Origin of the sequence: Streptomyces vilmorinianum (genome assembly GCF_005517195.1) — a bacterium.
In the GTDB taxonomy this organism is placed as follows: Bacteria; Actinomycetota; Actinomycetes; order Streptomycetales; family Streptomycetaceae; genus Streptomyces; species Streptomyces vilmorinianum.
This window is the reverse complement of sequence record NZ_CP040244.1, coordinates 4703477-4725162: the sequence shown is the minus strand read 5'-3', so window position 1 is coordinate 4725162 and position 21686 is coordinate 4703477. Positions and strand designations below refer to the sequence as shown.

Below are 21686 nucleotides of genomic sequence, written 5' to 3'. Positions count from 1 at the left end.
GTCAGCCCGGTGACCCCGCCGCCCACCACGATCACGTCGTCACCCACGACCGGACCGTACGCGGACGGGCCGACCAGGGGGCGGGCACGCATCCCAGGTCCGCCGGGGGAAGGGGCGCCGGCGGTCCTGACCTAGGATTCATCTCCTGATGACTGCAACCCTCGTCGCCAAGGACCTCGCCGCCGGCCACGGCGAACGCTCCCTCTTCGCCGGCCTCGACCTCGTCGTCGCCCCCGGCGACGTCATCGGCCTCGTCGGCGTCAACGGCGCCGGCAAGTCGACCCTGCTGCGGCTGCTCGCCGGACTCGACACCCCCGAGGAGGGAGAGCTGAAGCTCTCCCCGCCCACCGCCACCGTCGGCCACCTCCCGCAGGAGCCGGAGCGGCGCGAGGGCGAGACGGTGCGCGCGTTCCTGGCCCGCCGTACGGGCGTGGCCGCCGCCCAGGCCGCCATGGACGAGGCGACCCAGGGCCTGGTCGACGGGGCGCCCGGCGCCGACGACGCGTACGCCGTCAGTCTGGAACGCTGGCTGGACCTCGGCGGCGCCGACCTCGACGAGCGCGCCGCGGAGGTCGCCGACTCGCTCGGCCTCACCGTCGGCCTCGACCAGCCGATGACCTCCCTCTCCGGCGGTCAGGCCGCCCGCGCCGGACTCGCCTCCCTCCTCCTCTCCCGCTACGACGTCTTCCTCCTCGACGAGCCCACCAACGACCTCGACCTCGACGGTCTCGAACGGCTCGAATCCTTCGTGAAGGGGCTGCGGGCCGGGACCGTCGTCATCAGCCACGACCGCGAGTTCCTCACCCGCACCGTCACCAAGGTCCTCGAACTCGACCTCGCCCAGCAGCAGATCACGCTGTACGGCGGCGGCTACGAGGCGTACCTGGAGGAGCGGGACACCGCCCGTCGCCACGCCCGCGAGGACTACGAGGAGTACGCCGACAAGAAGGCCGCCCTCGAAGGCCGGGCCCTGATGCAGCGCAACTGGATGGACAAGGGCGTGCGCAACGCCCGCCGCAAGGCGACCGACAACGACAAGATCGGCCGGAAGCTGCGCGGCGAGGCGAGCGAGAAGCAGGCCGCGAAGGCCCGCCAGACGCAGCGCATGATCGAACGGCTCGACGTCGTCGACGAGCCCCGCAAGGAGTGGGAGCTGCGGATGGAGATCGCCGCCGCCCCCCGCTCCGGCTCGGTCGTCGCGACCCTGCGCGAGGCGGAGATCCGGCGCGGCGACTTCCGTTTCGGGCCCGCCACGGTCCAGATCGACTGGGCCGACCGGGTCGCCATCACCGGCGCGAACGGCGCCGGCAAGTCGACCCTGCTCGCCGCCCTCCTCGGCCGGCTCCCGCTCGACGCGGGAGCCACGATGCTCGGTTCGGGTGTGGTGGTCGGCGAGGTCGACCAGGCCCGCAAGCTCTTCCACGGCTCCGAGTCGCTGCTCGACGCCTTCTGCGCGGCGGTCCCCGAGACCGAGCCCGCGGAGGTACGGACCCTCCTCGCGAAGTTCGGTCTCAAGGCCGAGCACGTGCTGCGCCCGGCCACGACCCTCTCCCCGGGCGAGCGCACCCGCGCCGCGCTGGCCCTGCTCCAGGGCCGCGGGGTGAACCTGCTGGTCCTCGACGAGCCGACCAACCACCTGGACCTGGTGGCCATCGAGCAGCTGGAGTCCGCCCTCGACTCGTACAACGGCACGCTGCTCCTGGTCACCCACGACCGGCGCATGCTGGACGCGGTCCGCACGACCCGCCGCCTGGAGGTCGCGGCGGGCAAGGTGACCGAACTCTGATGGGTGTCACCTTCGGCTGGGGCCCGACGGAGGCGGCGGTCCTCGCCCGGGAGGCGGCGTGCCTGGTGGTCGTCGACGTCCTGTCGTTCACGACCTCGGTCGGCGTCGCCGTGGAGTCCGGTACCGCCGTCCACCCGTACCGGTGGCGCGACGCGACCGCGCGCGCCTACGCGGACGAGAGGGGCGCGGAGCTGGCCGTCGGGCGGAGCGAGGCCTCGCCGGAGTCCCCGTGGACGCTCTCCCCGGCCGCCCTGCGCGCGGCCCCGCCGACCCCGCGCCTGGTCCTGCCGTCCCCGAACGGCTCCACGATCTCCGCCGAGGCGGTCGAGGCGCAGGCGACCGTGGTCGCCGCCTCGCTCCGCAACCGCACGGCGGTCGCCCGCTGGCTGTCGCGGCACGGCTACGGCTCCGCGTCACGGCCCCTGACCGTCATCGCCGCGGGCGAACGGTGGCCGGACGGCTCCCTGCGGCCTGCCCTGGAGGACCTGCTGGGCGCGGGCGCCGTGCTGTCGGCGCTGGCGGCCCTGGGGCCGTACGCCCTCACCCCGGAGGCGAGGGCGGCGGCCACGCTGTGGGAGGCGACGGACGACCCCGCCGCGGTGCTGCACCGATGCGATTCAGGGCGTGAACTGTACGAGTACGGCTATCCGCAGGACGTGGCGGTGGCCGCCGAGGCCGACACCTCGGAGACGGTCCCCGTCCTGAGGGACGGCGCATTCCAGGAGACACGATGACCGACCTGCTGACCCGGCTGACCGAGATGCTGGACGACCTCGACGCCGACGTCGACGAGACGATCGACCTGGCGGACGAGATCGCCGCCTCCGGCGACGCCGCTCTCCTCCCTCGGCTCCAGGCCGAAATGGAGCGCGCCCTCGTCGAGCGGAACGCCTACGCCCGCGAGCTGCTCGGCGGCGTGCTCGCCGCGATCGGCGGCCCGGACACGCTCCCGGCCCTGCTGCGGGCCTCCTCGGTCGACCTCGGCGACGACCAGGACTCCCTGGCGGCCGAGATCGTCGAACTGGTCCAGTCCGACCCGGATCGCTCCCGCGCCCTGCTCCAGCCCCTGACGGAGGACGACGACCTGACGGTCGCCAACCGCGCGGAATGGGCCCTCCGCTTCCTCCCGAACGCGTAGGCCTGCCCGGCAGGCGCGGGGCGTCCCCGAGGCCCTGCGGGCCTGGGGGAGCTCCCTTGGTCCGCTGGACAGCGGCGACGCGCCGACGCGCCGACACGCCGACGCGCCGACGCGGCGACGGGCCGACGCGGCGACGGGCCGACGCGGCGACGGGCCGACGCGGCGACGGGCGCGAGCCCTGCGGGCGTCGGCCGTCCAAGCCGACGGCGGGGTACCCCACAGGGGGCCCGCGCCTCTGTCCACTCACGCGCACGGGTGGTGCGGGGGTGGGAAGGGCAATGGGCCCGGCCGTCAGGCCGGGCCCGTCGGCGTCAGCGGCCGCCGCGTCGCTTGCCGCCGCCGCCCTCGTTCAGCAGGCCCGCCTTGCGCAGCGCGTCCGCCATCGCGCTGTTCGCGGGGGCCGGGGCCGAGCCCTGGGGCTGGGCGCGGCGCTGCTGCGGCGGACGGCCGCCGCGCTCGCGCCGCTCCCGCTTCGGGGCAGGCCCGCCCGCCGCGTCCGCCGTCGCCTCGTCGTCGAGCCGCAGCGTCAGCGAGATCCGCTTGCGCGGGATGTCCACGTCCAGGACCTTCACCTTGACCACGTCGCCCGGCTTCACCACCTCGCGCGGGTCCTTGACGAAGTTCTTCGACATCGCCGAGACGTGCACGAGACCGTCCTGGTGCACACCGATGTCCACGAACGCCCCGAACGCGGCCACGTTCGTGACGACGCCCTCCAGGACCATCCCCGACACCAGGTCGCCGATCTTCTCGACGCCCTCCTTGAAGGTGGCCGTCTTGAACGCCGGCCGTGGGTCACGCCCCGGCTTCTCCAGCTCGCGCAGGATGTCGCTCACCGTCGGCAGACCGAAGGTCTCGTCCACGAAGTCGTCGGCCCGCAGCGACCGCAGCACACCCGTGTTGCCGATCAGGGACGCGACCTCGCCGCCCGTCGTCTTCACCATCCGCCGCACCACCGGGTACGCCTCCGGGTGCACCGAGGACGCGTCCAGCGGGTCGTCGCCGCCCCGGATCCGCAGGAAGCCCGCACACTGCTCGTACGCCTTCGGGCCGAGCCGTGCCACGTCCTTCAGCGCCTTCCGCGACCGGAAGGGACCGTTGGCGTCCCGGTGCGCCACGATGTTCTCCGCCAGGCCCGCGCCGATGCCCGACACCCGCGAAAGCAGCGGCGCGGAGGCGGTGTTGACGTCGACACCGACACCGTTCACACAGTCCTCGACGACCGCGTCCAGCGAACGCGAGAGCTTCACCTCGGACAGGTCGTGCTGGTACTGGCCCACACCGATCGACTTCGGGTCGATCTTCACCAGCTCCGCGAGCGGGTCCTGCAGCCGGCGCGCGATCGAGACCGCGCCGCGCAACGACACGTCCAGGTCCGGCAGTTCCTGCGAGGCGAACGCGGACGCCGAGTACACCGAGGCGCCGGCCTCCGACACCATCACCTTGGTGAGGTTCAACTCCGGGTGCTTGGCGATGAGTTCACCCGCCAGCTTGTCCGTCTCGCGCGAGGCGGTGCCGTTGCCGATGGCGACCAGCTCGACCCCGTGCTGCTTCGCGAGCCGCGCCAGCTGCGCCAGCGACTCGTCCCACTTGTTCGCCGGGACGTGCGGGTAGATCGTGTCGGTGGCCACGACCTTGCCCGTCGCGTCGACCACGGCGACCTTCACACCCGTACGGAAACCGGGGTCGAGCCCCAGCGTCGCCCGTGTCCCGGCCGGGGCGGCGAGCAGCAGGTCGCGCAGGTTCGCCGCGAAGACCCGTACCGCCTCGTCCTCGGCCGCCGTCCGAAGCCGCAGCCGCAGGTCGATCCCGAGGTGGACCAGGATCCGGGTCCGCCAGGCCCAGCGGACCGTGTCGAGCAGCCACTTGTCGCCGGGGCGCCCCCGCTCGGCCACGCCGAAGCGCGAGGCGACCATCCCCTCGTACGAGGACGGGCCGGGAGCCTCGGAAGGCTCCTCGGGCTCCAGCTCCAGCGTGAGGACGTCCTCCTTCTCGCCGCGCAGCATGGCGAGGATCCGGTGCGAGGGGAGCGCGGTGAACGGCTCGGCGAAGTCGAAGTAGTCGGCGAACTTCGCGCCCGGCCCCTCCTTGCTGTCGCCCTTGCCCTCGCGGACCTTCGCCACCAGCCGGCCCCGGCCCCACATCCGCTCGCGCAGCTCGCCGATGAGGTCGGCGTCCTCGGAGAACTTCTCGGTGAGGATCGCGCGGGCGCCCTCCAGCGCCGCGGCCGCGTCCGCGACACCCTTGTCCGCGTCCACGAAGGCCGCGGCGGCGGCCGCGGGCTCCACGGAGGGATCCGCGAGCAGGCCCTCCGCCAGCGGCTCCAGACCGGCCTCGCGGGCGATCTGCGCCTTGGTGCGGCGCTTGGGCTTGAAGGGCAGATAGATGTCCTCCAGACGGGCCTTCGTGTCGGCGGCCCGCAGCTGGGCCTCGACCTCGGCCGTCAGCTTGCCCTGCTCCCGCACCGAGTCGAGGATGGCGCTCCGCCGGTCCTCCAGCTCCCGCAGATAGCGCAGCCGTTCCTCGAGCGTGCGCAGCTGCGCGTCGTCGAGCATCTCGGTCGCTTCCTTGCGGTAGCGCGCGATGAACGGCACGGTCGAGCCGCCGTCGAGCAGCTCGACGGCCGCCCTCACCTGTCGCTCGCGTACGCCGAGTTCCTCGGCGATCCTGCCTTCGATGGACGTCGTCACGGTGTCCCGACTCGCCTTCTCGTGCCTCAAGCTTGCGACTGCATTGTGCCGGGTCCCTCACCGGAATGCCGCACACGCCCCACCGCGGGCCGCGTCCGGCCCGCGCCCGACCCGCGTCCGGCCCGCGCCCGCCTCGCCTTCTCAGCCCTTCCCGGTGAGGTCCGCGGGGAACGCCCCGGCGAGGAAGGCCGCGTTCCGGAAGGCCTTGCCCAGCTCCGTCAGGCGCTCGACCCCGGCCGCGCCCAGGTGCTCGTAGGGGGCGGAGTCCAGGCGGTCCGTGTGCTCCTCCACGGCGTCGCGCAGGGCGATGCCCTCGGGCGTCAGCTCGCCCGCCGCGTCCAGCAGCCCGCGCGCCCGCAGCCGCCCGACCGCGGCCTCCCAGTCGGCGCGTCGCCAGCCCCGGCTGCCCAGGACCCAGCGCGGGCTCATGCCCAGGCCCGTCGCGGTGTGGCTGACCAGCGCCTCCAGCGGGTCGAGACCGGCGCTCAGCAGTGCCACCAGGTGGCCGTCGCCCCGGTGCTCGCGCAGCAGCGTGGCGGCGTGCCAGTACCGCAGATGCGGCTCCTCGGGCACGGGCAGGTCGGCGTGGGCCGAGTAGAGCGGGCGCGCGTGCCGGGTGCACGCCTCGGTGGCGCGCAGGGCGAGCTCGGCGGCCTCGGCCATCTCGGCGGAGGCGACCGCCTCCTCACCGAGGAGCCGGCGCAGGGTGGTGTCCACGGCCCGCAGCCGGGCGGCCAGCACCTCGGCGGGCGAGGCGATGTCCCAGACGGCCGGCAGGTGCCGGGCGAGCAGCTCGACGTTGTAGTTGTAGAAGGTCGCGGCGACGGTGCCGGCGCCGACGGCCCCCATCGCGGCGCTGCGCGCGGCGAGCCGCATGGCCGAAGGGTCCTCGAAGCCGAGGGCCTTGAACTCGCTCTCCAGGTCCGGTGAGAAGTACACCGTGGAGTGCACCGGGTTGACGACGTGGTGGCAGCGGCGGCCCGCGCGGGGCGGCAGAGAGGTCATGGAACCGCACGTTACCGACTGGTCGGTACGACGGGAAGGCCAGGGTCCGCTCCACGTCTCCGATGGCAGGAAAGGTGGGGTCTTCGTCATTGCGGCCGCCCCACGCCCGGCGAAGGATGGAGCCCATGACGAAGCGACCCGTGCTCGTCGTCCTCTTCGACGGCGTGCAGAGCCTGGATGTCACCGGACCGGTGGAGGTGTTCGCCGGCGCCGGCCGGCTCGGCGGGAGCGGCGCCTATCCGATCAGGACCGCCTCGCTCGACGGCGGTCCGGTCCGCACCCACAACGGCGGCCTGCGGATGATTCCCGACACGACGCTCGACGGCGCGGACCGCCCGCACACCCTGCTCGTCCCCGGAGGCGAGGGCACCCGGAAGCCCGACCCTCGGCTCATCGACTGGCTGCGCGAGAACGCACCCCGCGCCGAACGCCTGGTCGCCGTCTGCACGGGCGCCCTGCTGCTCGCCGAGGCCGGACTCCTCGACGGCCACCGGGCCACCACCCACTGGGCGGTCTGCGACCACCTGGCCCGCCGCCACCCCGAGGTCCGGGTGGAACCGGACCCGATCTTCGTCCGCGACGGACGCGTCTCCACCTCCGCCGGCGTCACCGCGGGCATCGACCTCGCGCTCGCCCTGGTGGAGGAGGACCTGGGCCGCGACGCCGCCCTCACCGTCGCCCGCAACCTGGTCGTCTTTCTGCGCCGTCCCGGCAACCAGGCGCAGTTCAGCGCCCAGCTCGCGGCTCAGACGGCGCGCCGCGCCCCGCTGCGCGACCTCCAGCACTGGATCACCGAGCACCCCGACGGGGACCTCTCCGTCGACGCGCTCGCCGCCCGTGCCCGCCTCTCACCCCGTCACTTCGCCCGCGCGTTCCAGGCGGAGACCGGCACGACCCCGGGCCGGTACGTGGACCAGGTCCGGCTCGAACACGCGCGCAGGCTCCTGGAGGAGACCACCGACGGGGTCCAGGAGGTCGCGCGGGCGGCCGGCTACGGCACCTCCGAGGCGATGCGCCGGGCCTTCGTCAAGACGCTGGACACGACCCCGGCGGACTACCGCCGCCGCTTCCACGCTCCCGTACATCCCGCCCGCTGAGAGGAACCCATGCAGATCGCCGTCCTGCTCTACGACCGTTTCACCACCCTCGACGCCGTCGGCCCCTACGAGCTGCTCGCCCGTCTCCCCGGGGCCGAGACCGTCTTCGTCGCCAAGGAGGCCGGTCCCGTACGGGGCGACCGCGGCAGCCTCGCCCTCGTCGCCGACCGGACCCTCGCCGACGTGCCGGACCCGGACATCGTCCTGGTCCCCGGCGGCCCGGGCTCGCGCGAGGCCATGCACGACCCCGAGATCCTCGCCTGGCTCCGGGGCGCCGACGCCACCAGCACCTGGACCACCTCCGTCTGCACCGGCTCCCTGATCCTGGGCGGCGCGGGACTCCTCACCGGCCGTCCGGCCACCAGCCACTGGCTCGCCCTGGAGGAGCTGAGGGCGGTGGGCGCCGAACCCACGGGGGAGCGGGTCGTGTTCGACGGCAAGTACGTCACCGCCGCCGGGGTCTCCTCCGGCATCGACATGGCGCTGCACCTGATCGGCCGGATCGCCGGCGACGAGACGGCGCGGACGGTCCAGCTGCTGACCGAGTACGACCCGCAGCCGCCCTACGACGCGGGTTCACCGGAGAAGGCCCCTGCCGAGCTCGTGGCGCGCTGGCGCGGCCGCGCCGAGAAGGTCCTCGCGCCGCAGGGCTGACCCGCCCGGCGTACCGGATCAGATCCCGTACGTGAAGCGGGGCGCGCGCCGCTCCAGGAAGGCGGCGACCCCCTCCGCCGTGTCGCCGCTGCCCCGCGCCTGCTCCGCCCAGTACGCGTCCCGGTCGGTGCGCCCGTCCGCGAACTCCTTGGCCGCGGCCTGGGTCAGCTGCGAGCGCGAGACCAGGACGCGGGTGAACTCGCCCACCCGCTTGTCCAGTTCGCCGGCCGGGAGGAGCTCGTCGACCAGGCCGGTGCGCAGCGCTCGCTCGCTGTCGATCAACTCGCCGGAGAAGAGCAGGTACTTGGCGGCCGAGGGCCCGACCAGCGAGGCCAGTCGCCGGGTCGAGGAGGACGGGTAGACGATGCCGAGCTTCGACGGGGTGACGCCGAACAGCGCACCCTCCTCCGCGAACCTCAGGTCGCAGGCCGCGGCGAGCTGGCTGCCGCCGCCCACGCAGTAACCGCGGACGGCGGCGAGCGTCGGCTTGGGGAAGGCGGCGAGCGCCTCCTCGGCCCGTACGGCCAGCGACTGCTGTTCGTCGCCCGGCTCCCGCAGCGTCGAGATGTCCGCGCCGGCGCAGAAGGTCCCGCCGTCGCCCGTGAGGACCAGCGCGCGGACCCCGGGGTCGGTGGCGAGCGGTGCGAGCAGCCCGGGCAGGGACCGCCACATCGCGGCCGTCATCGCGTTGCGCTTGGCCGGGTTCGAGATGACGACGGTGGCGACCGCGCCGTCGACGGCGACCTTCAGGTGCGGCTCGTTGGGCTCCATGCGCCGGATGCTATCCGGGGACCCCGAACGCACGATCAAGAAGGGGGCCGAGGAGGAGGCGCGCATGGCCCGGGATTCCCACGACGACTCCCTTCGGACTGCTCCTCGGCCTGATCGCGATCGGCATCGGGGCCGGCAGATCGTCAGTATGGTCACACCGCCGACTGTCCCTCCGAAGGAGTCAGAAGAAGATCAGGAGCAGTCGAACAACTGACGTTGGCATACCCACCCGATCAGAAGACGGTCGATAAGCGTCGACTTCTGGTCAGTAGGCCGGTCCGGACCTACGGATTACCAACACTCGGCTCGTGGCGACAATCGAGCACGAGGGTGGGAGCCGGACTATGGAGAGCCGCGGGAGCGTCCCCGCACGGCCACCGTCCTACGAAGGGGTCTGGCGCTTCACCGCTCCCGCGGTCGACGTCTCCGTTCCGCAGGCCCGGCACGCCGTACGCGACCTGCTGATCCGTCAAGGAGTACCGGTCCACGAGGACACGGTCCAGGGCCTGCTCCTGATCGTCTCGGAGCTGGTCACCAACACCGTCAAACACGCGGCGCTGCTCTCCCCGGAAGTGGCCGTGGAGGTGGCGATCGGCCCGGAGTGGGTCCGGGTGTCCGTCGAGGACAACCACCCGTACCGCCCCAAGGCGCTGGAGGCGGACTACGCGCAGACGGGCGGCCGCGGGCTGCTGCTCGTGCGGGAGATCGCGCTGGAGGCGGGCGGGGCGTGCGACGTGGAGCACACCGCAAGCGGCGGCAAGATCATCTGGGCCGCGCTGCCCCTCGCCCCGCTGGTTCCGGGGCCCGGAGGGGCGCCGGGGCCCGGCCTGGCTGCCGGGCCCCGGGTCGAGCCCGGGATCACCAGCCCCCGGACGGACCCGTCAGCTCCCTGACGGCCGGACGCGCCGCGTCCAGGACCGTCATGAACCAGGCGGAGAACGGCGCGTTCGCGTGCCGCTCCTCCAGCTCCTGCGCCGTCACGAAGGCGGTCTCCTCGACCTCCTCCGGATCCGGCCGCAGGTCGGCCTGGACCATCCCGACGAACAGGTGGTTGTACTCCTGCTCCACCAGGCCCGAGTCCGGGTCCGGGTGGTTGTAGCGGACGGTGCCCGCCTCGGCGAGCAGCGAGGGCGAGATGCCCAGCTCCTCGTACGTGCGCCGGGCGGCGGCCGCGAACGGCGCCTCGCCCGGGTAGGGGTGACCGCAGCAGGTGTTCGACCACACGCCGGGGGAGTGGTACTTGCCGAGCGCGCGGCGCTGCAGCAGCAGCCGGCCCGACTCGTCGAAGAGGAAGACGGAGAACGCCCGGTGCAACTGCCCCGGGGCCTGGTGCGCCGCGAGCTTCTCGGCCGTACCGATGGTGTTGCCGTCCTCGTCGACCAGCTCGAGCATGATCGACGCCGGGACGCCGGTGGCGGCGACGCCGTTCGCGGAGACTCCGTTCGGCGAGCTGTGTGCCGCGGTGGCTGATGTGGTCGGCATACCCATCCTTCGCTTCGGTCCTCGGCCCGGTGGGGCACCCTCAGTCTGCCGTACAAAAGCGGCTTGTCCGTACTTCGGAGCCCGGACGTGGCCCGCTCCCACCGCACCGGAGTACACCCGGTGCGGCGGGAGCGGGCGCGCGTCAGACGCCGAAGGCCGCCGGATAGTGGATCATGCCCCGGGGAACGGGGCCGGAACCGTCCAGGACAAGCGCCATCATGGCCTCGTCGGGCACCTCGAAACCTGGCCTGATCCCGTGCCGCGACGCCCGTACGAAGCCGAACCTCGGGTAGTACTCCGGGTGGCCGAGCACCAGGACGAGTCGCTCTCCGCGCAGCCGCGCCGCGTCGAGCACGGCCCGGACGACGGCCTGCCCGGCCCCGCGCCGCTGGTACGCCGGATCGACGGCGACCGGAGCGAGCGCCGCCACCGGAACACCGCCGACGTGGCAGCGAGTCACGAGCGCGTACGCCGCCACCGTGCCGTCGGCCGCCTCGGCGACGTACGAGAGACCGGGCAGCCACGCGCCGGCGTCCTCCCGCAGGGCGTCGACCAGCGCGGCCTCCTCCGCCGTGGCGAAGGCCGCCGCGTTGATCTCCCGTACGCGGGGAATGTCGGCGGCCGTCTCCTCCCGCGTACGCCACCGGGTGTCGGCGGGCCGCAGGACGTAGCCGGTGTAGCCGTACTCGCCGCCGTGGTCGCGGCGCATCGCGAGCTCCTCGCGGGTCGAGGCGAGCGTCTCGGCCATGCCCGGGGCGGCAGGGTCCGCGGCGTCCGCCCGGTCGGCGAGCGGGCGGTAGTACTCGTCCCAGTCGCTCTCGGGCTGGTGGACGACCCCGAGGACGTGATAGCCGCCCTCGACCGCCGCCGCGGTGTTCCCGGCGGTCGTACGGAGTGTGTAGTGCCGGTCCCAGAAGGCGCGGGCCTCCGGGCTCGGCTCGTCCACCGTCCACTCGCACTCGGTGAGCACGAGGGTGCCTCCGGGGGACAGCAGCCGGCGCCACTCGCGCAGCGCGGTGTCGAAGCCGAGGTTGTAGGCCGAACTCTCGGCCCAGACGAGATCGAAGGATCCGTCAGGGAACGGGAGTTCACCCATGTCGGCGTCGAGCGTACGGATCGAGTCGCCGAGCCCGCGGGCGTCGGCGGCGCGCCGCAGCTCATCGAGGAACGGCTCGTGCAGATCCACCGCCGTCACCTCCGCCCCGGCCTCGGCGGCCAGGAGCAGCGCGGAGCGGCCGGGCCCGCAGCCGAGGTCGAGGACGCGCGGCCGCTCGGGGAGCGGTCCGCAGAGCGCGAGCAGACGACGGGTGGTGGAGTCGGAGCCGGGACCCTGCCGCGGAAGACCGTGGTGCAGGGCGAAGAAAGCGGTGTGCAGAGCGTTGTCGGACAACGTGGGAAACCCTTGTGTGAGAGGGCCCCGGCCGACGACGTGACGAACCGGTTCCGAGGAACCGGGGGATCAGGTCAGCCGGAAACCCGGGAGCTGAAGCCGGACCGGGCGCTGCCGCACTGGGCAGCCTCCATCGCGACGGTCATCAACCTCAGCTCCTCTCTCACCTCACGCTTGACGATCAACCGTAGCAGGGCCGCGGGGTCACAGGCAGAGCTTCGCCTCGTGCTCGGCATGACCGGCCGGCTCCAGCTGGAACGTGCAGTGCTCCACGTCGAAGTGGGAGCCCAGGCACCCCTGGAGGTCGTGCAGCATCTTCTCGTGCCCCACCGCGTCCAGGGCGGCCTGGTCCACGACCACGTGCGCGGAGAGCACCGGCATCCCGGAGGTGATCGTCCAGGCGTGCAGATCGTGGACGTCCTCGACGCCCGGCAGCGCCAGGATGTGCGCCCGGACCTCCGCCATGTCGACCCCCTTCGGCGCCGACTCCAGAAGCACGTCCAGGGTCTCGCGCAGCAGCTTGACCGTGCGCGGCACGATCATCAGGCCGATCAGGATCGAGGCGATCGGGTCGGCGTACTGCCAGCCGGTGGCCAGGATGATGCCGGCCGAGACCAGGACCGTCACCGAGCCGAGCGCGTCCGCGAGCACCTCCAGATAGGCGCCGCGCACGTTGAGGCTCTCCTTCTGGCCGCGGACGAGCAGCGAGAGGGAGATCATGTTGGCGACCAGACCGATCAGCGCGAACACGACGGTCAGACCGCCCCTGGTCTCGGCCGGCTCGATGAACCGCTGGATCGCCTCGTACAGGACATAGGTGCCGACGCCGAGCAGCAGCAGACAGTTGGCCAGCGCGGCGAGGATCTCTGCGCGCGCGAAGCCGTAGGTGCGGTTCTCCGTGGGCGGACGGTTGGCGAAGTGGATCGCCAGCAGGGCCATCGCCAGGCCGACCGCGTCGGTCGCCATGTGGGCCGCGTCGGCGATCAGCGCGAGCGAGTCGGCGACGATGCCACCGACGATCTCGACCACCATCACGGACAGTGTGATCCCGAGCGCGATCCGCAGCCGTCCCCGGTGGGCCGCGGCCGCGGTCCCCGTGGGCGGCGGTCCGCCGTGACTGTGTCCGTGGTCGTGTCCAGCCCCCATGACAAAGGCCTCCCCGTTGTCTCGTATCCGTGCCCCGGCTCGCAAGTGAACTACGGGTGGGGGGTATCTGCAACACGGGACTGAACACCGTTGTCATATCGTCTGACCTGCGGTGATGCGTGCAGATCGGGACGGCGGGCGGCAGGCGCCCGGAGGGGCCGCGGAACGCGGTTTGTGGGGCGGGAGGTCGATCGCCCATGATGATCTCCGCGGGACGGGGCGTACTCGCGCGGATGTGAGTGGGCCCGGGGGAGTCCTGACCGCAAAGCCTCGGTGAACTCCCGCTTCCGTTCATCCGATAGCCTCAGCCGACGTGCCGCCGCCCGATGCCGGGCCGAGCCGCCGTGCGCGGGGCCGTGCCCTGGGTCCCGTCGGCCCGCCCGTCAGCTCCAAGGAGTGAGTTCGTCTGTCGACCGCCATCCTCACCGGTCCGCCGGTACCCGGATCGTCGCTCGACGGCGATCTGCGGTCGCTGGGCTTCGACGTCAGGGTCGCCTCCGGCCCGCAGGACACCGGTTCGCTGCTCGCCGCCGTACCGGCAGGTGAGCGGGTCGCCGTGGTCGACCCCCGCTTCGTCGGACACCTCCACGCGCTCCGCCTGGCTCTCACCGACCCCCGCTTCCCCGCGGCCGCCGCGCCCGGTGCGCTCACCGCGCAGCCCGAGGCCCGCCCGGCGCTGGCCCGTGCGCTGACCGACGCGTACGCCGGGGTGCCGGGCGCCGAGCCCGCGCCGTCCCCGGCGGCGGACGAGAGCCTGCCCGACGCCCTCGCCGACGCCCTCGACGCCGACGGCGTTCCCGTCCACCGGCCCCAGCTCGCCACGCTCGTCGCCGCCGTACCGACCGACGCCGAGGCCCGCCACGCGGCCCGCGCCGCCGTCGCGGCCGTCGACGACGAGGCCGTACGGCTCCGCTCCGCCGTGAAGGCCCACGACGGCTTCTTCACGACCTTCTTCATCAGCCCGTACTCGCGCTACATCGCCCGCTGGTGCGCGCGGCGCGGACTGACCCCCAACCAGGTCACCACCGCCTCGCTGCTCACCGCCCTGATCGCGGCCGGCTGCGCCGCCACGGGCGAGCGCGGCGGGTACGTCGCCGCCGGCGTCCTGCTCCTGGTCTCCTTCGTCCTGGACTGCACCGACGGGCAGCTCGCCCGCTACTCGCTGCAGTACTCGACGATGGGCGCCTGGCTCGACGCCACCTTCGACCGCGCGAAGGAGTACTCCTTCTACGCCGGTCTCGCCCTCGGCGCCGCCCGCGACGGCGACGACGTCTGGGCCCTGGCGCTCGGCGCGATGGTCCTCATGACCTGCCGCCATGTCGTGGACTTCTCCTTCAACGAGGCCAACCACGACGCCACGGCCAACACGAGTCCCACCGCGGCCCTGTCCAGCCGGCTCGACAGCGTCGGCTGGACCGTCTGGGTCCGCCGGATGATCATCCTGCCGATCGGCGAACGCTGGGCGATGATCGCGGTGCTCACCGCCGTCACGAACCCCCGGATCGTCTTCTGGGCGCTGATCATCGGCTGCGCGTTCGGCGCCTGCTACACCACGGCCGGCCGCGTCCTGCGCTCACTGACCCGCAAGGCGAAGCGCACGGACCGCGCCGCCCACGCCCTGGCGGACCTGGCGGACACCGGAGCCCTCGGGGAGGCCGTGGCCGGACTCCGCGGTCCGAACACCCGCTTCTTCTCGTACGCCCCCCTCGTGAAAGCCCTGGCGGCCGTCGCCCTGCTCGGCGCGGCCCTCGCCGAGGGCGACCCCTGGGTCGCGGCCGTCGGCGCCGTCGGCTACACGATCATGTCCGGCCTCGCGGTCTCCCAGCCCCTCAAGGGCCCGCTGGACTGGCTGCTCCCGCCGCTCTTCCGCGCCGGCGAGTACGGCACCGTGCTCGTCCTGGCCGCCCGCTCCGACGTCCCCGGGGCCCTCCCCGCCGCATTCGGGCTGGTCGCGGCCGTCGCCTACCATCACTACGACACGGTGTACCGCATTCGCGGCGGCACCGGCGCGCCGCCCGCCTGGCTGGTGCGCACCATCGGAGGCCACGAGGGGCGCACGCTCCTGGTGACCCTCCTCGCCGCACTGCTCGCGAGCCGCGGCAACGACTTCACCCTGGCGCTCAGCGCCCTCGCGGCAGCCGTCGCGCTCGTGGTGCTCGTGGAGTCCATCCGTTTCTGGGTGTCCTCCGGAGCACCCGCCGTACACGACGAAGGAGAAACAGCATGATTGGCCTCGTACTGGCAGCCGGTGCCGGACGGCGTCTGCGCCCCTACACCGACACGCTCCCGAAGGCCCTCGTGCCTGTCGACGGTGACACCACCGTCCTCGACCTGACGCTGAAGAACTTCGCGGAGGTCGGCCTCACCGAGGTCGCCATCGTCGTCGGCTACCGCAAGGAGGCCGTGTACGACCGCAAGGAGGCCCTGGAGGCCAAGTACGGCGTCTCGATCACCCTGATCGACAACGACAAGGCCGAGGAGTGGAACAACGCCTACTCCCTGTGGTGCGCCCGTGAGGTCCTGGGGCGCGGTGTGATCCTCGCCAACGGCGACACCGTCCACCCCGTCTCCGTCGAGAAGACGCTGCTCGCCGCCCGCGGCGACGGCCAGAAGATCATCCTCGCCCTCGACACGGTGAAGAACCTCGCCGACGAGGAGATGAAGGTCATCACCGCCGACGGCAAGGGTGTCCGGAAGATCACCAAGCTGATGGACCCGGCGACCGCCACCGGTGAGTACATCGGCGTCACCCTCATCGAGCCCGAGGCCGCGGAGGCGCTCGCCGACGCCCTGAAGGCCACCTTCGAGCGCGACCCCGACCTCTACTACGAGGACGGCTACCAGAAGCTCGTCGACGACGGCTTCACGATCGACGTGGCGCCCATCGGCGACGTCAAGTGGGTCGAGATCGACAACCACGACGACCTGGCGAAGGGCCGTGACATCGCGTGCCTGTACTGACCCGGCTCATCCCCTCGCCGGTCGTCGTCGACATCCGCCGGGGAGCGCTGGAGGACCTCTCCACGCTCCTGGCGGACCAGCGGATCTCCAGCAACGGCCGGATCGCCGTGGCGATCAGCGGTGGCTCGGGCCTGAAGCTGCGTGACCAGTTCGCCCCCGAGCTGCCGGGCGCCGACTGGTACCCGGTCGAGGGCGGCACGATCGACGCGGCCGTCAAGCTCGCCGACGCCATGCGCGGCAAGCGGTACGACGCCGTGGTCGCCCTCGGCGGCGGCAAGATCATCGATGTGACCAAGTACGCGGCGGCCCGGGTCGGGCTGCCGCTGGTCGCCATCGCCACGAACCTGTCGCACGACGGAATCTGCTCGCCGATCTCCACCCTGGACAACGACAACGGGCGCGGCTCCTACGGTGTGCCGACCCCGATCGCGCTGGTCATCGACCTCGACGTGATCCGGGACGCCCCGGTGCGCTTCGTCCGCTCCGGCATCGGCGACGCGATCTCCAACCTCTCCGCCATCGCCGACTGGGAGCTCTCCCACCGCGAGACGGGCGAGCCGGTCGACGGTCTGGCCGCGGCGATGGCCCGCAGCGCCGGCGAGGCGGTGCTCCGCCACCCCGGCGGCGTGGGCGACGACGACTTCCTCGTCACGCTCTCCGAGGGCCTGGTGATGTCCGGCATCGCCATGTCGATCAGCGGTGACAGCCGCCCCTCCTCGGGCGCCTGCCACGAGATCAGCCACGCCTTCGACCTGCTCTTCCCGCAGCGCGCGGCCAGCCACGGCGAGCAGTGCGGCCTCGGCGCGGCCTTCGCGATGCACCTGCGCGGTGCCGCGGAGGGCTCGCTCGGGATGGTCGAGACCCTGCGCCGCCACGGTCTGCCCGTGACGCCGGAGGAGATGGGCTTCAGCGTGGACGAGTTCGTCCAGGCGGTGTCCTTCGCCCCGCAGACCCGGCCCGGCCGCTTCACCATCCTCGAGCACCTCGACCTGTCCGACGACCAGATCAGGGACGCGTACGCCGACTATGCCAAGACCATCCGTAGCTGAGCTCCGTCCGGTCGTCCACCCGGCGGGTGTGAAGGACCGGCGCAGCGGTGAGCACTGGGCCGGCCGCCTGTACATGCGGGAGATCTCGCTGCGGATCACCCGGCACCTGGTCCACACGCGGGTCACGCCCAACCAGCTGACCTACCTGATGACCGTGTGCGGAGTCCTGGCCGCCCCGGCCCTGCTGATCCCGGGGATCTGGGGTGCCGTCCTCGGTGTGGTCGCGGTCCAGCTCTACCTGCTGCTCGACTGCGTCGACGGCGAGGTGGCCCGCTGGAAGAAGCAGTTCTCGCTGGGTGGCGTGTACCTCGACCGGGTCGGCGCCTACCTGTGCGACGCGGCGGTCCTCGTCGGCCTGGGTCTGCGCGCCGCCGACCCGTGGGGCTCGGGCCGCATCGACTGGCTGTGGGCCTTCCTCGCCACCCTCGCCGCCCTCGGCGCGATCCTGATCAAGGCCGAGACCGACCTCGTCGGCGTCGCCCGGCACCAGGGCGGGCTGCCGCCGGTCAAGGAGGCCGCCTCCGAGCCCCGCTCGTCCGGCATGGCGCTGGCCCGCAGGGCCGCCGCCGCGCTGAAGTTCCACCGGCTGATCCTCGGGATCGAGGCGTCCCTGCTGATCCTGGTCCTGGCGTTCGTGGACGCGGCCAGGGGCGACCTCTTCTTCACGCGCCTCGGTGTCGCGGTGCTCGCCGGCATCGCGCTGCTCCAGACCGCGCTGCACCTGGTGTCGATCCTGGCGTCGAGCCGCCTGAAGTGAGGACAAGCGTGAGTACGCCGATGAAGCTGGGCGCCGTCATCATCACCATGGGCAACCGCCCCGACGACCTGCGCGCGCTCCTCGACTCGGTCGCCAAGCAGGACGGCGACCCGGTCGAGGTCGTCGTGGTCGGCAACGGCGCCCCCGTGACGGGGGTGCCCGACGGCGTCCACACCATCGACCTGCCCGAGAACCTCGGCATCCCCGGCGGCCGCAACGTCGGCATCGAGGCCTTCGGTCCCGGCGGCCCCTGCGGTCCCGTCGACGCCCTGCTCTTCCTGGACGACGACGGGCTGCTCGCCCACACGGACACCGCTGAGCTGGTCCGCCAGGCGTTCACCGCCGACCCGAGGCTGGGCATCATCAGCTTCCGGATCGCGGACCCGGAGACCGGTCTCACCCAGCGGCGGCACGTCCCGCGGCTGCGCGCGGCCGACCCGATGCGGTCCTCACGCGTGACCACGTTCCTCGGCGGCGCCAACGCCGTCCGCACCCGGGTGCTCGACGAAGTCGGCGGCCTGCCGGACGCGTTCTTCTACGCCCATGAGGAGACCGATCTGGCCTGGCGGGCGCTCGACGCCGACTGGATGATCGACTACCGTTCCGACATGGTGCTGCTCCACCCCACCACGCCACCCTCCCGGCACGCGACGTACCACTTCAACGTGGCCCGTAACCGGGTGTGGCTGGCCCGGCGCAACCTGCCCGCACCCCTGGTTCCCGTCTATCTCGGCGTCTGGCTGCTGCTGACTCTCGCGCGGCGCCCCTCGGTCCCCGCCCTCAAGGCGTGGGTCGGCGGATTCCGGGAAGGCTGGGCCACGCCCTGCGGACCGCGCCGGCCCATGAAATGGCGTACGGTGTGGCGGCTGACCCGACTGGGACGCCCGCCCGTCGTCTGACACCGTGGTACCCGACTTGCCGCGCATCTTGAATACGAAAGTTTCGACTTGTGAGTGACACAACCCACGACGGTGCGGTCGCGACGAGCGTCCCGCCTTCCGTCGACGACGGCCTGACCCCGGCCGAGCTGGCCGCGAAGTACGGTCTTTCGGTCAGCGGGGCCCGGCCCGGGTTCTTCGAGTACGTCCGCCAGCTGTGGGGCCGGCGCCACTTCATCCTGGCCTTCTCCCAGGCGAAGCTGACGGCGCAGTACAGCCAGGCGAAGCTCGGCCAGGTCTGGCAGGTGGCGACCCCCCTGCTGAACGCGCTGGTCTACTTCCTGATCTTCGGGCTGATCCTGGACGCCGGCCGGGGGATGACCACCGACGTCTACATCCCCTTCCTGGTGACCGGGATCTTCGTGTTCACCTTCACCCAGAGCTCGGTCATGGCGGGTGTGCGGGCGATCTCGGGCAACCTCGGACTCGTCCGGGCCCTGCACTTCCCGCGTGCCTCGCTGCCGATCTCCTTCGCGCTCCAGCAGCTCCAGCAGCTGCTGTTCTCCATGATCGTGCTGGCCGTCGTCGCGATCGCCTTCGGCAGCTACCCCTCGCTGAGCTGGCTCCTGCTGATCCCGGCGCTGTTCCTGCAGTTCGTGTTCAACGTCGGACTGGCCATGATCATGGCGAGGATGGGCGCCAAGACGCCCGACCTCGCCCAGCTGATGCCGTTCATCATGCGCACGTGGTTGTACGCGTCCGGCGTGATGTTCTCCATCCCGGTGATGCTCGCGGACAAGCCGGCCTGGATCGCCGACACGCTCATGTACAACCCGGCCGCGGTCTACATGGACCTGATCCGCTTCGCCCTGATCGACGGCTACGGTTCCGAGAACCTGCCCTCGCACGTCTGGGCGGTCGCGCTGGGCTGGGCCTTCCTGTTCGGCATCGGCGGCTTCTTCTACTTCTGGAAGGCCGAGGAGAGGTACGGCCGTGGCTGACTCCACCCAGGGACGCGTTCCCACCGTCATCGCCGACGAGGTCCACATCGTCTACCGGGTGAACACCGGGGGCGGCGGCAAGGGCAGCGCCACGGCGGCGCTCAGCCGGATCCTCGGCCGCGGCAAGGCCGAGGTCACCCGGGGCGTCCGCAAGGTGCACGCCGTACGCGGTGTCTCCTTCACCGCCTACCGCGGCGAGGCCATCGGCCTCATCGGCAGCAACGGCTCCGGCAAGTCGACGCTGCTGCGCGCCATCGCCGGACTCCTCCCCACCGAGAGCGGCAAGGTCTACACCGACGGCCAGCCCTCGCTCCTCGGCGTCAACGCGGCGCTGATGAACGACCTCACCGGTGAGCGCAACGTGATCCTCGGCGGCCTCGCCATGGGGATGAGCAAGGAGGAGATCCGCGAGCGCTACGAGGGGATCGTCGACTTCTCCGGCATCAACGAGAAGGGCGACTTCATCAGCCTGCCCATGCGTACGTACTCCTCCGGCATGGGCGCCCGGCTCCGCTTCGCCATCGCGGCCGCCAAGAACCACGACGTCCTCATGATCGACGAGGCGCTGGCCACCGGCGACCGCAGGTTCCAGATCCGCTCCGAGGAGCGCATCCGCGAGCTCCGCAAGGAGGCCGGCACGGTCTTCCTGGTCAGTCACAGCAACAAGTCGATCAGGGACACCTGCGACCGGGTGCTGTGGCTGGAGAAGGGCGAGCTCCTGATGGACGGACCCACGGAGGAAGTCCTGAGGGCGTACGAGCGCGAGACCGCGCGGTAGATCCCGTACCGCGGTCCCGTACCGCGGTCCCGCACCGCGGTCCCGCATCGCGTTCCGTACCGCTTGGCGAAGGCCCCTGCCGGCTCGGCAGGGGCCTTCGCGCTCCCCGTCGTCAACCGCGGCGCGTCGGCCCCCCGCCTGGAATGTTCATGCGGTCAACATCGGGCAGGATGAGCGCATGGCAGCGTTCTCGGGGGGAAAGTCCTACCACCACGGCGACCTGCGCAACGCGCTGATCTGCGCCGCCGTCGACCTCGCCACCGAGGGTGGTCCCGAACGCGTGGTACTGCGCGAGGCGGCCCGCCGGGTCGGCGTCTCGCCCACCGCGGCCTACCGGCACTTCGACGGCCGGGGCGAGCTGCTGCGGGCCGTCAAGATCCACGCCCAGCGGGCGCTCGCCGAGTCCATGGAGCGCGCCGCCGCCCTCGCTCCCGGCGCCGACGATCCGACCGTCGCCGCCGAGCTGCGCCTCGCCGCGCTCGGCCGCGGCTACGTCGGCTTCGCCCTGGACCAGCCCGGCCTCTACCGGGCGGCGTTCTGCACCCCCCGCCCGCCCCTGGGCGAGGAGTGGACGCCGAGCGGACGGCCGCCCGAGCCGGAACCCGAGATCCGCGCGTTCGCCCTGCTCACGGACGCGCTGAACGCTCTCACCCGGACCGCCCGCATCCCGCGCCAGGCCCGTCCCGGCGACGAGGCGGCCGCGTGGTCGGCGGTGCACGGACTGTCACTGCTGCTGCTCGACGGGCCGCTGCGGCGCCTCCCGGAACGGCGCCGGGCGGACGTCGTCGAGTCCACCCTCGCCATGGTCCTCTCCGGCGCGCGCGCCGGCCGAAAGGCGTGGACGAACATCACGGACAGGTGAACTCCCGTCCCTCGCCGGAAGGTTGGCGAGCCCGCTGATGTTTTTGCCGTGCGGCGCGGACCCTCGACGCGGCACCGGCCGTTGTACAACGTAAGCTGTACCGGTGCTGATTCGTGGCAAGTGGGGCGTTACCCCCTAGGCATCCCGGCCGTCAGGCGGTGAGCCCTCTGGGGAGGACCGGTGGCGTGTCCGAAATAGGATGGATTGGATCGGCAGTGTAGAACAGGAGATGTGACGGCCA

At 72.3% G+C, this 21686-nt stretch carries 19 protein-coding genes and 1 pseudogene; 14 read left to right on the top strand and 6 right to left on the bottom strand.

All coding sequences use genetic code 11. The features are described 5' to 3' along the window. The first annotated feature begins 148 nt into the window (after positions 1-148). The 3 genes from FDM97_RS22110 to FDM97_RS22100 are packed head-to-tail and all read left to right on the top strand — an operon-like array spanning position 149 to position 2924. The gene (locus tag FDM97_RS22110; protein ID WP_137992241.1) at positions 149-1786 is read left to right on the top strand and encodes an ABC-F family ATP-binding cassette domain-containing protein; all 1638 of its coding nucleotides are present in this window, start codon (positions 149-151) and stop codon (positions 1784-1786) included. Further along, the gene (locus FDM97_RS22105; RefSeq protein ID WP_137992240.1) at positions 1786-2520 is read left to right on the top strand and encodes a 2-phosphosulfolactate phosphatase; all 735 of its coding nucleotides are present in this window, start codon (positions 1786-1788) and stop codon (positions 2518-2520) included. Before FDM97_RS22110 ends, FDM97_RS22105 begins: the two co-directional genes overlap by 1 nt. Then, entirely contained in the window at positions 2517-2924 is a 408-nt protein-coding gene (locus FDM97_RS22100; RefSeq protein WP_137992239.1) for a hypothetical protein, read from the top strand. Before FDM97_RS22105 ends, FDM97_RS22100 begins: the two co-directional genes overlap by 4 nt. A 311-nt stretch (positions 2925-3235) precedes the next feature. Here the strand turns inward: FDM97_RS22100 and FDM97_RS22095 are convergent, their stop codons facing one another. Further along, positions 3236-5614: a Tex family protein gene (locus tag FDM97_RS22095; protein WP_137992238.1), complete on the bottom strand. Its 2379-nt coding sequence runs from the start codon at positions 5612-5614 to the stop codon at positions 3236-3238. Between the two features lie 141 nt (positions 5615-5755). After that, positions 5756-6619: an SCO6745 family protein gene (locus FDM97_RS22090; protein ID WP_137992237.1), complete on the bottom strand. Its 864-nt coding sequence runs from the start codon at positions 6617-6619 to the stop codon at positions 5756-5758. Between the two features lie 125 nt (positions 6620-6744). On the opposite strand from FDM97_RS22090, the gene FDM97_RS22085 reads away from it, so the two are divergent. Together FDM97_RS22085 and FDM97_RS22080 are read left to right on the top strand one after the other, a co-directional pair. Continuing rightward, positions 6745-7716: a GlxA family transcriptional regulator gene (locus FDM97_RS22085; RefSeq protein WP_137992236.1), complete on the top strand. Its 972-nt coding sequence runs from the start codon at positions 6745-6747 to the stop codon at positions 7714-7716. Positions 7717-7725: 9 nt separating this feature from the next. Then, complete coding sequence (locus tag FDM97_RS22080) at positions 7726-8370, top strand: DJ-1/PfpI family protein (RefSeq protein ID WP_137992235.1); 645 nt, start codon at positions 7726-7728, stop codon at positions 8368-8370. Positions 8371-8388: 18 nt separating this feature from the next. Here the strand turns inward: FDM97_RS22080 and FDM97_RS22075 are convergent, their stop codons facing one another. After that, positions 8389-9141 carry an enoyl-CoA hydratase/isomerase family protein gene (locus FDM97_RS22075; protein ID WP_137992234.1) on the bottom strand — a complete coding sequence of 251 codons (753 nt, stop codon included), beginning with the start codon at positions 9139-9141 and terminating at the stop codon, positions 8389-8391. Between the two features lie 344 nt (positions 9142-9485). Between FDM97_RS22075 and FDM97_RS22070 the strand changes: the two are divergent. Continuing rightward, a pseudogene (locus FDM97_RS22070) lies at positions 9486-9929 on the top strand (ATP-binding protein); the annotation flags it as partial. Between the two features lie 70 nt (positions 9930-9999). On the opposite strand, the gene idi reads toward FDM97_RS22070, so the two are convergent. The 3 genes from idi to FDM97_RS22055 form a co-directional block, all read right to left on the bottom strand. Then, entirely contained in the window at positions 10000-10623 is a 624-nt protein-coding gene (idi, locus tag FDM97_RS22065; protein WP_137992232.1) for an isopentenyl-diphosphate Delta-isomerase, read from the bottom strand. A gap of 142 nt (positions 10624-10765) precedes the next feature. Further along, entirely contained in the window at positions 10766-12013 is a 1248-nt protein-coding gene (locus tag FDM97_RS22060; protein WP_137992231.1) for a bifunctional class I SAM-dependent methyltransferase/N-acetyltransferase, read from the bottom strand. 204 nt (positions 12014-12217) lie between these two features. Further along, a complete protein-coding gene (locus tag FDM97_RS22055; protein WP_137992230.1) occupies positions 12218-13159 on the bottom strand; it encodes a cation diffusion facilitator family transporter in 942 nt (313 codons plus the stop codon). 406 nt (positions 13160-13565) lie between these two features. Here FDM97_RS22055 and FDM97_RS22050 point away from each other — a divergent pair, with 406 nt between their 5' ends. The 8 genes from FDM97_RS22050 (at position 13566) to FDM97_RS22015 (ending at position 21445) form a co-directional block, all read left to right on the top strand. Next, positions 13566-15386 carry a DUF5941 domain-containing protein gene (locus tag FDM97_RS22050; RefSeq protein WP_137992229.1) on the top strand — a complete coding sequence of 607 codons (1821 nt, stop codon included), beginning with the start codon at positions 13566-13568 and terminating at the stop codon, positions 15384-15386. Then, on the top strand, positions 15383-16120 hold the full coding sequence (locus FDM97_RS22045; protein ID WP_137992228.1) for a phosphocholine cytidylyltransferase family protein: 738 nt from the start codon (positions 15383-15385) through the stop codon (positions 16118-16120). Before FDM97_RS22050 ends, FDM97_RS22045 begins: the two co-directional genes overlap by 4 nt. Then, complete coding sequence (locus tag FDM97_RS22040) at positions 16108-17169, top strand: iron-containing alcohol dehydrogenase family protein (protein WP_137992227.1); 1062 nt, start codon at positions 16108-16110, stop codon at positions 17167-17169. The genes FDM97_RS22045 and FDM97_RS22040 overlap by 13 nt, the downstream gene beginning before the upstream one ends. After that, entirely contained in the window at positions 17147-17926 is a 780-nt protein-coding gene (locus FDM97_RS22035) for a CDP-alcohol phosphatidyltransferase family protein (protein WP_137992226.1), read from the top strand. The genes FDM97_RS22040 and FDM97_RS22035 overlap by 23 nt, the downstream gene beginning before the upstream one ends. Positions 17927-17934: 8 nt before the next feature. Further along, the gene (locus tag FDM97_RS22030; RefSeq protein ID WP_137992225.1) at positions 17935-18825 is read left to right on the top strand and encodes a glycosyltransferase family 2 protein; all 891 of its coding nucleotides are present in this window, start codon (positions 17935-17937) and stop codon (positions 18823-18825) included. Between the two features lie 50 nt (positions 18826-18875). Then, complete coding sequence (locus tag FDM97_RS22025; RefSeq protein ID WP_137992224.1) at positions 18876-19805, top strand: ABC transporter permease; 930 nt, start codon at positions 18876-18878, stop codon at positions 19803-19805. Continuing rightward, complete coding sequence (locus FDM97_RS22020; RefSeq protein ID WP_137992223.1) at positions 19798-20583, top strand: ABC transporter ATP-binding protein; 786 nt, start codon at positions 19798-19800, stop codon at positions 20581-20583. Before FDM97_RS22025 ends, FDM97_RS22020 begins: the two co-directional genes overlap by 8 nt. 178 nt (positions 20584-20761) lie before the next feature. After that, a complete protein-coding gene (locus FDM97_RS22015) occupies positions 20762-21445 on the top strand; it encodes a TetR/AcrR family transcriptional regulator (RefSeq protein WP_137992222.1) in 684 nt (227 codons plus the stop codon). The last annotated feature ends 241 nt before the right edge of the window (positions 21446-21686 follow it).

What these genes read in the sequence shown, in the direction of transcription:
- FDM97_RS22110 (WP_137992241.1), top strand. Translation starts at nt 149, where the DNA reads ATGACTGCAACCCTCGTCGCCAAGGACCTCGCCGCCGGCCACGGCGAA.
- FDM97_RS22105 (WP_137992240.1), top strand. Translation starts at nt 1,786, where the DNA reads ATGGGTGTCACCTTCGGCTGGGGCCCGACGGAGGCGGCGGTCCTCGCC.
- FDM97_RS22100 (WP_137992239.1), top strand. Translation starts at nt 2,517, where the DNA reads ATGACCGACCTGCTGACCCGGCTGACCGAGATGCTGGACGACCTCGAC.
- FDM97_RS22090 (WP_137992237.1), bottom strand. Translation starts at nt 6,619, where the DNA reads ATGACCTCTCTGCCGCCCCGCGCGGGCCGCCGCTGCCACCACGTCGTC.
- FDM97_RS22085 (WP_137992236.1), top strand. Translation starts at nt 6,745, where the DNA reads ATGACGAAGCGACCCGTGCTCGTCGTCCTCTTCGACGGCGTGCAGAGC.
- FDM97_RS22080 (WP_137992235.1), top strand. Translation starts at nt 7,726, where the DNA reads ATGCAGATCGCCGTCCTGCTCTACGACCGTTTCACCACCCTCGACGCC.
- FDM97_RS22075 (WP_137992234.1), bottom strand. Translation starts at nt 9,141, where the DNA reads ATGGAGCCCAACGAGCCGCACCTGAAGGTCGCCGTCGACGGCGCGGTC.
- idi (WP_137992232.1), bottom strand. Translation starts at nt 10,623, where the DNA reads ATGCCGACCACATCAGCCACCGCGGCACACAGCTCGCCGAACGGAGTC.
- FDM97_RS22055 (WP_137992230.1), bottom strand. Translation starts at nt 13,159, where the DNA reads ATGGGGGCTGGACACGACCACGGACACAGTCACGGCGGACCGCCGCCC.
- FDM97_RS22045 (WP_137992228.1), top strand. Translation starts at nt 15,383, where the DNA reads ATGATTGGCCTCGTACTGGCAGCCGGTGCCGGACGGCGTCTGCGCCCC.
- FDM97_RS22035 (WP_137992226.1), top strand. Translation starts at nt 17,147, where the DNA reads ATGCCAAGACCATCCGTAGCTGAGCTCCGTCCGGTCGTCCACCCGGCG.
- FDM97_RS22015 (WP_137992222.1), top strand. Translation starts at nt 20,762, where the DNA reads ATGGCAGCGTTCTCGGGGGGAAAGTCCTACCACCACGGCGACCTGCGC.